General features: G+C 62.0%; 11 protein-coding genes and 2 pseudogenes. 11 read left to right on the forward strand and 2 right to left on the reverse strand.

Features of this window, described 5'->3' with window-relative positions; all coding sequences use genetic code 11:
• Window positions 1-33 precede the first annotated feature (33 nt).
• Complete coding sequence (locus MF410_RS01550; RefSeq protein WP_097629123.1) at window positions 34-1,155, forward strand: branched-chain amino acid ABC transporter substrate-binding protein; 1,122 nt, start codon at window positions 34-36, stop codon at window positions 1,153-1,155.
• Window positions 1,156-1,270: 115 nt separating this feature from the next.
• On the opposite strand, the gene MF410_RS01555 is transcribed toward MF410_RS01550, so the two are convergent.
• Entirely contained in the window at window positions 1,271-2,188 is a 918-nt protein-coding gene (locus MF410_RS01555) for a DNA-binding response regulator (RefSeq protein ID WP_097629122.1), read from the reverse strand.
• On the reverse strand, window positions 2,181-5,567 hold the full coding sequence (locus MF410_RS01560) for an ATP-binding protein (protein WP_097629121.1): 3,387 nt from the start codon (window positions 5,565-5,567) through the stop codon (window positions 2,181-2,183). Before MF410_RS01560 ends, MF410_RS01555 begins: the two co-directional genes overlap by 8 nt.
• A 53-nt stretch (window positions 5,568-5,620) precedes the next feature.
• Between MF410_RS01560 and MF410_RS01565 the strand changes: the two are divergent.
• From MF410_RS01565 to MF410_RS01610, 10 genes and pseudogenes are all read left to right on the forward strand, one after another.
• Window positions 5,621-7,633 (forward strand): annotated as a pseudogene (locus MF410_RS01565) (phosphatase PAP2 family protein).
• A gap of 189 nt (window positions 7,634-7,822) precedes the next feature.
• Entirely contained in the window at window positions 7,823-9,115 is a 1,293-nt protein-coding gene (gene urtA / locus MF410_RS01570) for an urea ABC transporter substrate-binding protein (RefSeq protein ID WP_054182904.1), read from the forward strand.
• 114 nt (window positions 9,116-9,229) lie between these two features.
• Entirely contained in the window at window positions 9,230-10,882 is a 1,653-nt protein-coding gene (gene urtB / locus MF410_RS01575) for an urea ABC transporter permease subunit UrtB (RefSeq protein ID WP_239620102.1), read from the forward strand.
• A complete protein-coding gene (gene urtC, locus MF410_RS01580; protein ID WP_097629117.1) occupies window positions 10,879-12,042 on the forward strand; it encodes an urea ABC transporter permease subunit UrtC in 1,164 nt (387 codons plus the stop codon). Before urtB ends, urtC begins: the two co-directional genes overlap by 4 nt.
• A gap of 5 nt (window positions 12,043-12,047) precedes the next feature.
• Entirely contained in the window at window positions 12,048-12,803 is a 756-nt protein-coding gene (gene urtD / locus MF410_RS01585; protein WP_097629198.1) for an urea ABC transporter ATP-binding protein UrtD, read from the forward strand.
• A 76-nt stretch (window positions 12,804-12,879) separates the two neighbouring features.
• Window positions 12,880-13,398, forward strand: coding sequence for a hypothetical protein (locus tag MF410_RS01590; protein WP_097629197.1), 519 nt, complete (start codon window positions 12,880-12,882; stop codon window positions 13,396-13,398).
• Between the two features lie 18 nt (window positions 13,399-13,416).
• Entirely contained in the window at window positions 13,417-14,112 is a 696-nt protein-coding gene (gene urtE / locus MF410_RS01595) for an urea ABC transporter ATP-binding subunit UrtE (protein ID WP_097629196.1), read from the forward strand.
• Between the two features lie 148 nt (window positions 14,113-14,260).
• Window positions 14,261-15,081: pseudogene (locus MF410_RS01600) on the forward strand (urease accessory protein UreD).
• 20 nt (window positions 15,082-15,101) lie between these two features.
• Entirely contained in the window at window positions 15,102-15,404 is a 303-nt protein-coding gene (locus MF410_RS01605; RefSeq protein ID WP_003561955.1) for an urease subunit gamma, read from the forward strand.
• A gap of 10 nt (window positions 15,405-15,414) precedes the next feature.
• Window positions 15,415-15,666, forward strand: coding sequence for a DUF1272 domain-containing protein (locus MF410_RS01610; RefSeq protein WP_097629115.1), 252 nt, complete (start codon window positions 15,415-15,417; stop codon window positions 15,664-15,666).

Below are 15,666 nucleotides of genomic sequence, written 5' to 3' on the forward strand. Positions count from 1 at the left end.
ACCGGAACCCGCCCAAAAATTGGGAGTAACAATATGAAGAAGTCTCTTCTGTCGGCGGTGGCTCTGACGGCGATGGTCGCCTTCAGCGGCAACGCATGGGCCGACGTTCTCATCGCTGTCGCTGGTCCGCTGACCGGCCCGAACGCTGCGTTCGGTGCTCAGCTCCAGAAGGGCGCCGAGCAGGCGGCCGCCGATATCAACGCTGCTGGCGGCATCAATGGCGAGCAGATCAAGCTCGAGCTCGGCGACGACGTCTCCGACCCGAAGCAGGGCATTTCGGTCGCCAATAAATTCGTTGCCGACGGTGTCAAGTTCGTCATCGGCCACTTCAACTCGGGCGTTTCGATCCCGGCTTCGGAAGTCTATGCCGAAAACGGCATCCTCGAAATCACCCCGGCCGCTACGAACCCTAAGTTTACGGAACGCGGTCTCTGGAACACTTTCCGTACCTGCGGCCGTGACGACCAGCAGGGCGCCATCGCCGGCAAGTATCTTGCCGATCACTTCAAGGACGCCAAGATCGCGGTCGTTCACGACAAGACACCTTACGGTCAGGGTCTTGCCGATGAAACCAAGAAGGCGATGAATGCCGCCGGTGTGACGGAAGTCATGTATGAAGGCATCAACGTCGGCGATAAGGACTTCTCGGCCCTCATCGCCAAGATGAAGGAAGCCGGCGTCTCGATCATCTATTGGGGCGGTCTGCACACCGAAGCCGGTCTTATCATTCGTCAGGCCGCAGATCAGGGCCTGAAGGCAACGCTGGTTTCGGGCGACGGTATCGTTTCGAACGAACTGGCCTCGATCGCTGGCGACGCCGTTGCCGGTACGCTGAACACCTTCGGTCCTGATCCGACACTGAACCCGGCCAACAAGGAACTCGTCGAAAAGTTCAAGGCTGCCGGTTTCAACCCGGAAGCCTACACGCTCTATTCCTACGCTGCGATGCAGGCGATCGCCGGTGCCGCCAAGGCTGCCGGTTCGGTCGATCCTGAAGCCGTTGCCACGGCCATGAAGGAAAAGGGTCCGTTCACGACGGTTCTCGGCGACATTTCGTTCGACGAAAAGGGTGACCCGAAGATTCCTGGGTACATCATGTACGAATGGAAGAAGGGCGCAGACGGCAAGTACACCTACGTGCCGCAGGGCATGTAAGCTTGCCTTCCCTTTTTGCATGAGATTGAAGCCCGGTTTCGACCGGGCTTCTTTGTTTTGCGGAGGTTTCAATCTCGGGCTGCCGCGGCGAGGGCGCTGTGCCGCCCGACTTTGCTCAGATCTCGTGCAGCACGTGTGTGGCTTTTACCGCAGCTGACGCCCGGTTCTCGACGCCGAGTTTCACGTAGATCTGTTCGAGGTGTTTGTTGACGGTGCGTGCCGACAGTCCCAATATTTCGCCGATGTCGCGGTTGGCCTTGCCCTTGGCGATCCAGAGCAGCACTTCGGATTCGCGCTGGGTGAGCGAGAAGCGCTGGCGCAGCATCTCGTCGTCGCTGCGCTGATTGGCGGCGGTGAGGCGGAAAAGATATTCGTCCGGGCCGATCGCGCCGAGAAAAGCAAGCTGCAGCGCCGCCTGGCCGGCATGGGCGATCGAGATGATGCCGTCGCGCACTGCGGCCGCGCGGTCGCGCATCCAGCCGGCTATATGGCGGACGACGATTTCCATGCCCTCGTCGCTGCCCATGGCGGCATTGACCAGCCGTGTTGCCTGCGGCGTCGACCAATGGATTGCCCCGTCGCCCTTGACCGCCAGCAGATGGCGGCCGGCGGCGTCGAGTGCAACCCGGGCGCTCTGCGCCGAGCGGGCATTGCGCAGATGCACACGGATGCGGGCGCGCAACTCGTCGATATTGATCGGCTTGGCAAGATAGTCTACACCACCGGATTCCAGCGCGTGCACGACATGCTCGGTCTCGGTCAGGCCGGTCATGAAAATGACGGGCACCTGCGCCACCGCCGCATTCGCCTTCAGCCTGCGGCAGGTCTCGAAGCCATCCATGGCGGGCATGACGGCGTCGAGCAGGATGAGATCGGGCGTGATGCGCTCGACGATGCCAAGTGCCGCCGCGCCCGATGTGGCGATCAGCACGGAGAAGCCAGATTGTTCGAGCGCGTCGGTCAGGAAGCCGAGCGCTTCGGGCGAGTCGTCGACGAGCAGAACGATGTCGCGGGGCAGGGCCGGCTCAGCCAATGGGTTCCACCTTTTCGTCGAAGTCATGCAGGAAGGTCATGAAGCCGGCGAGATCGAAGACGGCGACATAGGCGTAGAGTTTCTCGGTGAATGGCTGATTTTCTTCCACCTTGGCAAGATCCGAAAGCTTGGCCTCGATGCCTCTGATATAGCCGATTTCGCCGAGCCGCAGCAATTCCTGCACATGGGCGGCACCCGGGCTCAGCATCGGCGCTTCGGTCTTAACAGGAACGGCTGCTGCTGCGTCGGCATAGACCCATTTCAGGCCAAGATGCAATGCCAGCTTGTCGCGCAGCTGGCGGATGTCGACCGGTTTGCCGATCGCATCATTGTGGCTGTCGTCGCTGTCGCTGAGCACGGCGGCATCACCGATATTGGCCGAAAGCATCAGCATCGGTGCCGTCTGGCCGGCCTCGCGCAGACGCGAGACGAGCTGCCAGCCGTTCATGCCGGGCATCAGGATATCGACGAGGAAAAGATCAGGCATGATGCCTTCGATCAGCGTCAGGCATTCGGCGCCGCCCGCCGCCGTCAGAACGATGAAATCGAGAGGCGCCAGGATTTCGCGCATCATCTCGCGATGATCCTCGTTATCGTCGACGACAACCACCGTGCGGCGCGGGCCATCATATCCGGCGATGCGCTTTTCCTGGGGCGCGGCGGCCACGGCGCGCATGACCGCCGACAGCATGAGGCGGACGCGGAACGTCGAGCCCTCGTCCTTGATGCTCGAGACCGCAATCTCGCCGCCGAGCGTGTTGGTTAGAAGCCGGGTGATGGTGAGGCCGAGGCCGAGGCCCGGCATCGGCCGCACGCTTTCGGCCTCGCCGCGCTGGAAGGGTTCGTAGATGCGCGTCAGATCCTTTTCAGCGATGCCGCGGCCGGTATCGGTGACGGTGAAGGTCGCAACCTGGTTGCGATAGGCGACATCGAAGGTGACGCTGCCTTCGTCGGTAAATTTGATGGCATTGGAGAGCAGGTTGACGAGGATCTGGCGCAACCGCTTTTCGTCGGTGCGGACAAATTGCGGCAAGGCCGGCGCGCGGTCGTGGATGAAGGCAAGCCCTTTTGCCTGCGCCTGCGGGCGGAACATGTCGACGATCTGGTCGAGGAAATCCTGGATGTTGATCTCGTTGGAATAGACCTGCAGCCGGCCCGCCTCGATCTTGGAAATATCGAGCAGCCCGTCGATCAGGCCGGAGAGATGCTCGGCACTGCGGCGGATGACCTTGATCGAGGATTGGCGCGGCGCCGGGATGGTTTCGTCGCGCTCGAGGATCTGGGCATAGCCGAGCACGGCGTTCAACGGCGTGCGCAGTTCGTGGCTCAACCCGACGACATAGCGGCTCTTGGCGCGGTTGGCCGCCTCGGCTGTCTCCTTGGCGCTCTGCAAGGCGGTATCGGTCTTCTTGTGGGCGGCGATCTCCTTGAGCAGCAGCGTGTTTTGGCGCGAGGATTCCTCCTCGGCGACGACGCGGCTGTCATGGGCGAGCACATAGAACCAGCAGACGACGCCTGAAATCACCGAGAAGACGAAGAAGACGATCAGGATGGTGCGGTTGACGACCTCAGCCGTCTCGGGCGAGGCGGCGGCGACCTGATGAGCGATCATCGCCAGGATCGCGCCGATGGCGGTCAAGGCCAGCACGACGGCGATGCCGTAGCGGCCGAGGCGCGTCGTCAGCTTGCCAAGCACGGTTTCCGGCAGCAGCGCCTTGGCGACGGTGCCGACCTGGGCGTTGAGACGGGCGGCAGGCTTGCACATGTCGTGGCAGCGGCTGTCGAGCGAGCAGCAGAGCGAACAGATCGGCGCGGCATAGGCCGGGCACCAGGCCATATCCTCCGGCTCGAAAGGATGCTCGCAGACGGAGCAGGTGATGCTCGTCAGGTTCTTCCAGCTGTGGCGCGGCTTGCGGGCGAGGTAGAACCTGCCTTTCGTCGCCCAGGCGAGCGCGGGAGAGGCGATGAGCGCGATGACGAGGGTGATATAGGGAGCGAGCGAGGCGGCCGTCGCGCCGAAGGCGCCGAAATGGGCAATCAGCGATACTGTCGCCGACAGCGTCATGGCGCCGAGCCCGACCGGGTTGATGTCGTAGAGATGGGCGCGTTTGAACTCGATGCCGGGCGGCGCGAGGCCAAGCGGCTTGTTGATGAAGAGATCGGCGGAGATCGTGCAGAGCCAGGCCATGGCGATGATCGAGAAAATGCCGAGCGTCTCCTCCAGCAGCCGGTAGATGCCAAGTTCCATCAAAAGCAGGGCAATCGCGACGTTGAAGACCAGCCAGATGACGCGGCCGGGATGGCTGTGGGTCAGCCGCGAGAAAAAGTTCGACCAGGCGAGCGAGCCGGCATAGGCATTCATCACGTTGATCTTCAGCTGCGAGACGACGACGAAGGCGGCCATTAGCAACAGCGCGGCATTCTGCCAGGGGACCATGTAGCCGAAAGCGGTCAGATACATCTGCGCCGGGTCGGCGGCGCGATCGACTGGCACGCCCGAGGCCAGGGTCAGCACGACCAGGAACGATCCCGCAAGCAGCTTCGGCGCGCCGATGACGACCCAGCCGGGGCCGGCGAGAAAGACAGCGAGGCGATGGCGCCACTTGCGCCGCGGCTCCGGCGGCAGGAAGCGCAGGAAGTCGGCCTGTTCGCCGATCTGTGACATCAGGGCGAGGATGACGGCGGAGGCGGCGCCGAACTCCACCAGATCGAAATCGGCGACGGTGCCGGGCGGCCCTGAGGCATGATGGATGCCGGCAAAGGCGCGCCAGAGATCGAATTTCTGCCAGTCCATGAAGGCGATGAAGATGAAGGGCAGAATGTTCAGCACGATCCAGAAGGGTTGTGTCATCAACTGGAACTTGCTGATCAGCCGCACGCCGTGCGTCACCAGCGGGATCACCATGACGGCGCTGAGGATGTAGCCGATCCAGAGTGGGATGCCGAGGGTGAGTTCCAGCGCCCCGGACATAATCGAGGCCTCGATCGCAAACAGCATGAAGGTGAAGCTCGCATAGATCAGCGAGGTGATGGTCGAGCCGATGTAGCCGAAGCCGGCGCCGCGCGTCAGAAGATCGATGTCGACGCCATGGCGGATGGCGTATCGGCTGATCGGCAGGCCGATCGCCAGCATGGCGATCGAAGCGACGATGATGGCATAGAAGGCGTTGGTGGTGCCGTAGGAGAGGGTGATGGCGCCGCCGATCGCTTCCAGCGCCAGGAACGAGATCGCGCCGATCGCCGTCTGGGCGATGCGCTGCGAGGAGAAATGACGGGCGCTTTTTGCGGTGAAGCGCAGCGCATAATCTTCCAGCGTCTGGTTGGCGACCCAGCGATTATATTCGCGTCTTACCGGAATGATGCGTTGGCGGGCTGCCATGTCTTCCTTCCGGCATTCCGGTTGGCCTATCGTCTCGAAACAGTTTTGGCGGGATGGGTGAGAAAGGCAAGGGCGGAGCACTGGCAGATTCACGGAACCGCCATATTTTTGAAGCCGGTCTGTCACACCAAGCCTCTAACTCTCCCGCCGTTCCTTCAACCATTTCAGGTATCACCTATGTTTGTTTCAAGCTTTTTCCGCCTGAGCACCGCCCTCGTCTGCCTCGTTTCGATCGTGCCGTCGCTCGCCGTCGCAGAGCAGGCCACGGCGGTAGACGCGCCTTATGCCGAGACCGGAAACACCAACAAGCGCGGTGACGCCTGCTTCTCGACGGTGGACACCAATGCCGCCGTTCACCTTCTCTCCGGTTTCCTCGAAGTCTGGACGCCGCGCACGCCTTTCGTTGATGCGGGCGTCGAAGCGCCGGCCAAGGACAATTGCCCGGCGGTTGCCAAGACGGATTGGGATGGCATTCCGCTCAGCAAGACCGATGGTCAGGTCATCAACAAACTCGTCCATGATGCGAACATCGCCTATGTCGTCAAGGTGACCAAGGCGCGGACGGCCGATCAGGCCGTGGCCGCCTATCTCGACGACCGGCGGGGCAAGAATGCCAGCATCGTCGATGGCCTTGGTCCGCTGACCGACGCCTGGAAGGCCGGCTCCAAGCAGACCACCACGATCACCGCGGTGGCCGCCGATGCGACGACCGTCAAATATGACGACAAGGGCAACAATCGCGGCGCCGGCAGCAAGCCGGACACCGAAAACAAGACCGATGCCAATCCGGACATGGGCCTCGCAATCGACTTCATCAACGCCGCCAGCGGTGACGGCTCGACGGAGCCCGCCAAGCGCTACTTCAAATATGGCCGTCCCTACCGCTGGAGCCAGGACGTTTCGGTCGTCCCGACGCTTGAGCCTGCCAAGAGCGGCAAGCCGGTCGAGGACGGCGGCTTCCCAAGCGGACATACGGCGGAAGCCTGGCGGGATGCGCTCGCCATGGCCTATCTCGCGCCGCAACGCTTCCAGGAAATGATCACGCGCGCCAGCGAGCTGGGTGAGGATCGCATCCTTGCCGGCATGCATTCCCCTCTCGACGTGATGGGCGGCCGCATGCTTGGCACCGCGACGGTCGTCTACAATCTGAACAAGGCCGACAATGCCGGGTTGAAGAGCGATGCTTATGCCCAGACACAGTCCTGGCTCATCGCCAAATCGGGCGTTGCCGACGCGGGTGCGCTCGAAGTTGCTGCGCATGCGGCGCCGACCGCCGCAGACCGTTTTGCCGATCATGACGCCAATCGCGCCTATGTGCTGCAGCGCCTGAGCTACGGCCTGCCGACGATCCGCCCGGCGTGCCGGAGGGTGCCGAAGCGCTTCTCGAAACGCGTCTGCCCTATCTCGATGGCGAGCAGCGCCGCGACGTGTTGAAGACGACGGAGATCGCCTCCGGCTATCCGCTCCTCGACGACGCGGAAGGTTATGGCCGCCTCAACCTGTTTGCCGCCGCCGACGGTTACGGCGCCTTCGATCAAGATGTGACCGTGACGATGGATGCTGCAAAGGGCGGCTTCAGTGCGATCGATAGCTGGCGCAACGACATCGGCGGCAAGGGCAAGCTGGTGAAGCGCGGCAGCGGCATTCTCGGACTATCCGGCGCCAACAGCTATGCCGGCGGCACCGTGCTCGAAGAGGGCGCGCTGGTGGCCGGGTCGTCCTCGGCTTTCGGCTCCGGCGGACTGATGGTCGATGGCGGTTCGCTCGTCGTGGCGGCCGACAAGCCGTTGGCCGTAAGCGGGGACTATCAGCAGTCAGCCAATGCGACGGCGAAACTGGCGCTCGGTGCAAACGGCGCCGGCACGCTGGCGATCGAGGGCAAAGCAGCGCTGGCCGGCGATCTCGACGTGACGCTTGCCGATGGTTTTGTCCCGGCGACCGGAACGAAGATCGAGATCCTGAAGGCCGGCACCCTTTCCGGCACCTTCGGCAAGCTCACCATCTCCGGCCATAAGGCGAGCCTCTCTTACGGTCCGACCTCAGTCACACTGACGATCGAAGGATAATTTTCTTTGCGAACCGAGAGGGCATTCCCAACTGCGGGGATGCTCTTGGCTTTCCGGCCTGCTCGTTTGCCCCCTGCACCTACGTCATTTTGCGTATGTGTTTTTGTGATGCAGCACCCGATAGTCCCCTCGGCAACAGTTAAATTCCGTTTCCGGCCTGTTGCGGAACAAGAAGAGGGGCTCAACCAGATGAATCTCAGATCCACGATCACCGGCGCTGCGCTCGGTGCCGTCATGGCGGCATCGGCCGCCTTCCAGGGCGCACTTGCCGCCGACGACACGATTAAAGTCGGCGTGCTGCATTCGCTTTCCGGCACCATGGCGATTTCCGAAACCACCCTGAAAGACGCCATGTTGATGCTCATCGACGAGCAGAACAAAAAGGGCGGCCTTCTTGGCAAGAAGCTCGAGGCGGTTGTTGTCGATCCGGCTTCCGACTGGCCGCTGTTTGCCGAAAAAGCCCGCGAACTGATCCAGAAGGACAAGGTTGCCGCTGTCTTCGGTTGCTGGACGTCCTCGTCGCGCAAGTCCGTTCTGCCGGTTTTCGAAGAGCTGAATTCGCTGCTCTTCTACCCCGTGCAGTATGAGGGCGAAGAATCCTCGCGCAACATCTTCTACACCGGTGCTGCTCCGAACCAGCAGGCCATTCCGGCCGTCGACTACCTGATGGAAAAAGAAGGCGTCAAGCGCTTCGTTCTTGAAGGGACCGACTACGTTTATCCGCGCACGACCAACAAGATTCTCGAGGCATACCTGATTTCGAAGGGTATTCCGAAAGAAGACATCATGACCAACTACACGCCGTTCGGTTTTTCCGACTGGCAGACCGAAGTTTCCAAGATCAAGGAATTCGGTTCGGCCGGCAAGAAGACCGCCGTCGTCTCGACGATCAACGGCGACGCCAACGTTCCGTTCTACAAGGAACTGGGCAACAAGGGTATCAAGGCAACCGACATTCCCGTCGTCGCCTTCTCCGTCGGCGAAGAAGAGCTTGCCGGTCTCGACACCAAGCCGCTCGTCGGCCATCTCGCTGCCTGGAACTATTTCGAGTCTGTGGAAAGCCCGGCCAACAAGAAGTTCATCAAGGACTGGCACGCTTACACCAAGAACGACAAGCGCGTGACGAACGATCCGATGGAGGCTGCCTATATCGGCTTCAACGCATGGGTGAAGGCCGTCCAGGCTGCCGGCACGACCGATACCGACAAGGTTCTCGACTCCATCATCGGTGTCAGCGTTCCGAACCTCTCGGGTGGTTATGCGACCGTCATGCCGAACCACCACATCACCAAGCCGGTGCTGATCGGTGAAATCCAGGCCAACGGCCAGTTCGAAATCGTCCAGCAGACCCCCGCCGTTGTTGGCGACGAATGGTCGGATTACCTGCCCGACTCCAAGGACCTGATCTCCGATTGGCGCAAGCCGATGTCCTGCGGCAACTTCAACGTTGCCACCGGCAAGTGCGGCGGCAAGGGTTCCTGAGTACGACCCCGATCAGATGATTGCCTGAAGACTTCCGTCCGGTTCAACACCGGGCGGAAGCTCCGTCCCAGCGATTGTGCCGCGAGGCCAACACTATCAAGGGCGAGAAAGCCGATGTATCGCGCCATAAAGATTTTCCTCATCACGCTCTGCCTGACATTCTCGGGCCTGACATTTATCGGCCTCGCGGTTCCCGGCCTGCCAACATCGAGCGAAGTTCGCGCCGAGGACGATATCCACGTGCTCATCGATGCGCTCGGCGTCGGCGATTTTCCGGAGCGCGAAGCGGCCATCAAGACGCTGGTCGCCTCCAAGGACCCGCATGTCGGTCAGATCCTGGAGCAGTTGAGCGAGGGCCTTCTCTACGTCAATTCCGACGGCGGCCCGGTGCTCCTCCAGGGCGGCACCGATGACGAACCGACCTATTCCGATCCAATCACCGGCGAAGCCGCTGCCGATGTCGACCCTGACATGATGATCAAGGTCAAGATCAACAATGCGCTTCGCGGCGTCATCGGCGCCGCCACCAGCCAGCTGACGCTGATGAGCCCGGACCGCTCGGCGCGGCTCGCCGCGGCACAGGGCCTGCTGAATGATGCCGATCCCGCCAATCTCGACCTGCTGAACGCGGCGCTTGCGGCTGAAAAGGACGCCGAGATCAAGAATACGATGGAAGCGGCGCGCGCAGTGCTGCTGCTGAAGACCGATGCGAGCGTCGAAGACAAGAAGGCTGCGATCGATACGATCGCGGCTCGCGGCAATCGTGATGCGCTGACCATCCTCACGACCACGCTCGAAACCGCGCCTGACGATTTGAAGCCGGCGATCCAGGCCAATATCAGCACCATCAATCGCAGCCTGGCGTTGTGGGATGTCGCCCAGAACGTCTGGTACGGCTTGTCGCTCGGCTCGGTGCTGCTGCTTGCGGCGATCGGCCTTGCCATCACCTTCGGCGTCATGGGCGTCATCAACATGGCACATGGCGAGATGGTGATGATCGGGGCCTATACGACCTATGTCGTGCAGGAATACATCACCTCGGCCTTCCCGGGCGTGGCGGATTATTCACTTGCCTTTGCCGTGCCCGCCGCCTTCGTCTTTACCGGCTTCGTCGGCCTGGTCATCGAGCGCGCCGTCATCCGCTATCTCTACGGCCGCCCGCTCGAAACGCTGCTCGCCACATGGGGCGTGTCGCTGATCCTGCAGCAGGCCGTGCGCAGCATCTTCGGCCCGACCAACCGCGAGGTCCGCAATCCAACCTGGATGTCCGGCGTCTTCGATCTCGGCGGGCTCTCGATCACCTGGAATCGACTGTGGATCATCGTCTTTTCGATGGTTGTCTTCGTGACGCTGCTCCTGCTGCTCAAGCGGTCAGCCTTCGGACTGCAGATGCGCGCCGTCACGCAGAACCGCCGCATGGCGTCCTCGATGGGCATCCGCACCGGCTGGGTCGATGCCTTCACCTTCGCTCTCGGTTCGGGCATCGCCGGTATCGCCGGCGTGGCGCTCAGCCAGATCGACAACGTCTCTCCGAACCTCGGCCAATCCTACATCATCGACAGCTTCATGGTCGTCGTCTTCGGCGGTGTCGGCAATCTCTGGGGCACGCTCGTCGGCGCGCTCTCGCTCGGCGTCGTCAACAAGTTCCTCGAGCCCTTCGCCGGTGCCGTGCTCGGCAAGATCCTGGTGCTCGTCCTCATCATTCTTTTCATCCAGAAGCGTCCGCGCGGGCTCTTCGCACTCAAAGGAAGGGCGGTGGAAGCATGATAACGGCCTTCCTTCTCCGGTCACTGGATCGCAAGATCGTCATTGCCATCGCGCTGCTGCTTCTGGTCGCCGCTCTCGTGCCGGTCCTCAACCTGATGACCGGGCCGACCAATCCGCTGCATGTGCCGACCTACATCATGTCGCTGTTCGGCAAGTATCTGACCTATGCGCTGCTGGCGCTGGCGCTCGATCTCGTCTGGGGCTTCTGCGGCATTCTCTCGCTCGGCCACGGCGCCTTCTTTGCGCTTGGCGGTTATGCGATGGGCATGTATCTGATGCGCCAGATCGGCACGCGCGGCAGCTACGGCGACCCCATCCTGCCCGATTTCATGGTGTTCCTGAATTGGAAGGATCTGCCCTGGTTCTGGTACGGCTTCAACCATTTCTGGTTTGCGGCGCTGATGGTGCTCGTCGTGCCCGGCCTGCTCGCCTTTGTCTTCGGCTGGTTCGCCTTCCGCTCACGCGTCAATGGCGTCTATCTCTCGATCATCACCCAGGCGATGACCTACGCGCTGCTGCTGGCTTTTTTCCGCAACGACATGGGCTTCGGCGGCAATAACGGCCTGACCGATTTCAAGGATATTATCGGCTTCAACGTCCAGGCTGACGGCACGCGTGCAGCCCTCTTTGCGGCAACCGCGGTCTTGCTGGCGCTGTCGCTGCTGCTTGCCTCAGCGATCGTGCGCTCGAAGTTCGGCAAGGTGCTGGTCGGGGTGCGCGATGCCGAAAGCCGCACGCGCTTCCTCGGTTACCGCGTCGAACACTTCAAGCTCTTCACTTTCGTCGTCTCGGCGATGATGGCGGGCATTGCCGGCGCGCTCTATGTGCCACAGGTCGGCATCATCAATCCCGGCGAATTCGCCCCCGCCAACTCGATCGAAGTGGTCATCTGGACGGCGGTCGGCGGGCGGGCGACGCTGATCGGACCGATCATCGGCGCGATCCTCGTCAACGGCGGCAAGACGATCTTCACCGGCCTCTTCCCGGAGTTCTGGCTGTTTGCGCTCGGTGGTCTTTTCGTCGCCGTCACGCTGTTTCTGCCGAAAGGTGTCGTCGGCACGATCGCTCAATATCTCGGCAGGCGGAAAGCCGTCTCCAAGGCTGCCCCACCGGTGGCGCAGGAAGACGTCATCGAACCGAAAATCCAGGCCGCGGAGTGAGCGCCATGATCCCCGACGTCAAACCCAACAGCGTGCTTTACCTCAACGGCGTCTCGGTTTCCTTCGACGGCTTCAAGGCGCTGAATTCGCTGTCGATCGTCATCGAGCCCGGTGAACTGCGCGCCATCATCGGCCCGAACGGGGCCGGCAAGACGACGATGATGGATATCATCACCGGCAAGACCAGGCCCGATGTGGGCGAGGTGTTTTTCAACGGCACGATCGACCTCACCAAAAAGGACGAGGCGGATATTGCCGAGCTCGGCATCGGCCGCAAATTCCAGAAGCCGACGGTCTTCGAAAGCCACACGGTATGGGACAATCTGGAACTGGCGCTGAACCGCCGCCGCGGCGTGTTCTCGACGCTGTTCTATCGCCTTTCGGGCGAGGACAAAGCACGCATCGAAGAGATCCTCGAAACGGTGCGGCTGACGCATCGGCGCGACGAATTCGCCGCCAACCTCTCGCATGGGCAGAAGCAATGGCTGGAGATCGGCATGCTGTTGGCGCAGGAGCCGAAGCTGCTGCTGGTCGACGAACCGGTTGCTGGCATGACAGATGCCGAAACGGCGGAAACGGCAATCCTGCTCAAGGACATCGCCCGGACCCGCTCGGTGGTCGTCGTCGAGCACGACATGGGCTTCATCCGCGACCTCGGCGTCAAGGTGACGTGCCTTGCGGAAGGCTCGGTGCTGGCTGAGGGATCGATCGATTTCGTCAGCTCGGATCCGAAGGTGATCGAGAACTATTTGGGCCGGTGATCCATGCAACTTAGAGGCTTGAACCTGACAAAAGAAAACGCTCTAAAACGGGCGGGGTTTTTTGTGGGGTTTCATCATGGCTTTTCTCGGTATTCTGGTCGCGGCGGTCAGCGGCGCGGTCATCTGGTATTGGCGTTTTAAGATGGTGCGTGAGGCGGGAAGCGAGATCATCGATTCCGTCGAGCGGATGCGGGGCGCCTATAAGCGTGGAAAATTGCGCAAGCAGGCGGAGGCAGCGCCGCTGGCCTCGATCGCCGATCCGGCGATTGCGGCAGTGGCCTTCTTCTTCTGCCTCGCCAAGGAGAAGCCGATGTATCTCGACGCTGCGAAGGATGTGGTCCGCAGCCGCATGAAAGGCATCATTCGGCCGGGCGATATGGAGGAGGTGCTGGTTTTCGCCGATTGGGCGTCCAAGAACGTCACCAGCCCCGAAGACCCGATCCGCCGGTTCCGGGATCTCTGGATGAAGGCGCTCGATATGCAAGAGCGTCAGCAGTTGATCGGCATTGCCGAGGACGTGGCCGTTGCCGGCGGCGAGAAAACGAAGGAACAGGAGTACGCCCTGCAGATGCTGAGGCGGACGCTGATGAACTGATGGGGAATGGGTGAACGGATGCTGACAGTCGACAACGCGAATCTGCATTATGGCGCGGCGCAGGCACTGCGCGGCATCTCCATCAAGGCGGAGATGGGCAAGATCACCTGCGTGCTGGGGCGCAACGGCGTCGGCAAGAGTTCGCTTCTGCGCGCCGTGACCGGCCAGCATCCGCTGTCGGCCGGCACCGTCACCTTCAACGATACCAGGCTGAACGGCCTGCCGCCCTTTGCCCGCGCCAAGCAGGGCATCGGCTATGTGCCGCAGGGGCGGGAGATTTTCCCGCTGCTGACGGTCAAGGAAAATCTCGAAACCGGCTTCGCCCCGCTCGGCCGTCGCGACCGGAATATCCCCGATGACATCTTCAGCCTCTTCCCGGTGCTGAAGTCGATGCTGTCGCGCCGCGGCGGCGATCTTTCCGGCGGCCAGCAGCAGCAGCTGGCGATCGGCCGCGCTATGGTGACGCGGCCTCGGATTCTCGTGCTCGACGAGCCGACCGAGGGCATTCAGCCGTCGATCATCAAGGATATCGGCCGGGCGATCCGTTATCTCCGCGATTCCACCGGCATGGCGATCCTGCTCGTCGAACAATATCTCGACTTCTGCCGGGAGCTTGCCGATTACGTCTACATCATGGACCGCGGCGAGATCGTCCATCAAGGCCTCGCCGAAACACTGGATACGCCGGAGGCCCGCCGTCATCTGACCGTCTGATCGGCAACTGCTGCATTTTTCGGCAGGTGGCGCAGCGCCTTTCAAATTTGCCGGGTCCGTTGCGGGTATCCTAGGACGGCATGGGAATTGCTTGCTTTCCGTCACCTGCGCAATCGAACGAACCGGTGGCGCGACCGAAAGGGACGTTATGATGATTGCGGCGGCAGGCACGCGACCGCAAAGAGCGGAAGGACGCGGGCATCTGGCGGCAAAGCTGCTCGACGGCCGCACGCGTCTGCGTGAGCTCTATCAGGAGGGCGCGGCGAAGATCCGCCTGCCCGATACCTTCGATGCCTCGATGGAAGCCGTCATCATTAACACCGCTGGTGGACTGACCGGCGGCGATCGGATGGATTGGAGCGTTGAGGCCGGAGCGGACACGCGCATCGACGTCACCACTCAGGCCTGCGAGAAGATCTACAAGGCATCGGCCGGCACAGCCGAGGTGACGACCAATATCAATGTCGGAGCCCAGGCCCGCGTCGACTGGCTGCCGCAGGAAACGATCCTCTTTGATCGTTCCGCACTTTTCGCCGGCTGGATGTCGATCTCGACAAGAGCGCAGAATTTTTGGCCGTCGAGGCCATACTGCTCGGCCGCAAGGCGATGGGCGAGACGGTGACGACCGGGCTTTTCCGGGACCGCTGGCGCATCCGCCGCTCGGGTCGGCTGATCCATGCGGAAGAACTGAGGCTTTCCGAAGGGGTAGCCGCTCTGGCGGCGCGTCAGGCGGTGCTCGGCGGACAGGTGGCTTTTGCGACGCTGCTTTATGCCGGGCCGCTTGCGGAAGCCTATCTCGGCAAGGTGCGGCCGCTCGTCGAAGGCGCGATGGGCGGTGCGAGCGCCTGGGACGGCAAGCTCGTCGTCCGTCTTGCGGCAGCCGACGGCTTTTCGCTGAGAAAAATCCTGATCCCGGTCATTTCCGCCTTGCGCAATGGTGCGCCCGTGCCGAAAGTCTGGAATCTATGAGTTCAATAAGCAGGTAGAAGATGAACCTCACTCCGAGAGAAAAAGACAAGCTGCTGATATCGATGGCAGCGATGGTGGCCCGGCGGCGGCTGGAGCGCGGCGTCAAGCTGAACTACCCGGAAGCGATTGCGCTGATCAGCGACTTCGTCGTCGAAGGCGCCCGTGACGGTCGTCCGGTCGCTGAGCTGATGGAGGCCGGCGCTCATGTGATCGGCCGTGATCAGGTAATGGAGGGGATTGCCGAGATGATCCATGACGTGCAGGTGGAGGCGACCTTTCCGGACGGAACCAAGCTCGTTACCGTACACGAACCGATCCGGTAGGGAGACCGATATGCTCGAGCTCAGGCCCAATTGCGAATGCTGCGACAAGGATTTGCCGCCGGAGAGCGCGGAGGCACGGATCTGCACCTATGAATGCACCTTCTGCGCCGATTGCGTTGATCGCGTGCTGAAGGGCGTCTGCCCCAACTGCGGCGGCAATCTCGTCGCCAGACCCATCCGGCCGGCTGATAGGCTCGCCAAACATCCGGCGTCGACGAAGCGTGTGCTGAAGGCCGAGGGCTGCGCGCCCAGGGCTGCTTAA

Origin of the sequence: Rhizobium sp. C104 (assembly GCF_022354505.1) — a bacterium.
GTDB classification, from domain to species: Bacteria; Pseudomonadota; Alphaproteobacteria; order Rhizobiales; family Rhizobiaceae; genus Rhizobium; species Rhizobium redzepovicii.

What these genes read in the sequence shown, in the direction of transcription:
- MF410_RS01550 (WP_097629123.1), top strand. Translation starts at nt 34, where the DNA reads ATGAAGAAGTCTCTTCTGTCGGCGGTGGCTCTGACGGCGATGGTCGCC.
- MF410_RS01560 (WP_097629121.1), bottom strand. Translation starts at nt 5,567, where the DNA reads ATGGCAGCCCGCCAACGCATCATTCCGGTAAGACGCGAATATAATCGC.
- urtA (WP_054182904.1), top strand. Translation starts at nt 7,823, where the DNA reads ATGAATCTCAGATCCACGATCACCGGCGCTGCGCTCGGTGCCGTCATG.
- urtB (WP_239620102.1), top strand. Translation starts at nt 9,230, where the DNA reads ATGTATCGCGCCATAAAGATTTTCCTCATCACGCTCTGCCTGACATTC.
- urtC (WP_097629117.1), top strand. Translation starts at nt 10,879, where the DNA reads ATGATAACGGCCTTCCTTCTCCGGTCACTGGATCGCAAGATCGTCATT.
- urtD (WP_097629198.1), top strand. Translation starts at nt 12,048, where the DNA reads ATGATCCCCGACGTCAAACCCAACAGCGTGCTTTACCTCAACGGCGTC.
- MF410_RS01590 (WP_097629197.1), top strand. Translation starts at nt 12,880, where the DNA reads ATGGCTTTTCTCGGTATTCTGGTCGCGGCGGTCAGCGGCGCGGTCATC.
- urtE (WP_097629196.1), top strand. Translation starts at nt 13,417, where the DNA reads ATGCTGACAGTCGACAACGCGAATCTGCATTATGGCGCGGCGCAGGCA.
- MF410_RS01605 (WP_003561955.1), top strand. Translation starts at nt 15,102, where the DNA reads ATGAACCTCACTCCGAGAGAAAAAGACAAGCTGCTGATATCGATGGCA.
- MF410_RS01610 (WP_097629115.1), top strand. Translation starts at nt 15,415, where the DNA reads ATGCTCGAGCTCAGGCCCAATTGCGAATGCTGCGACAAGGATTTGCCG.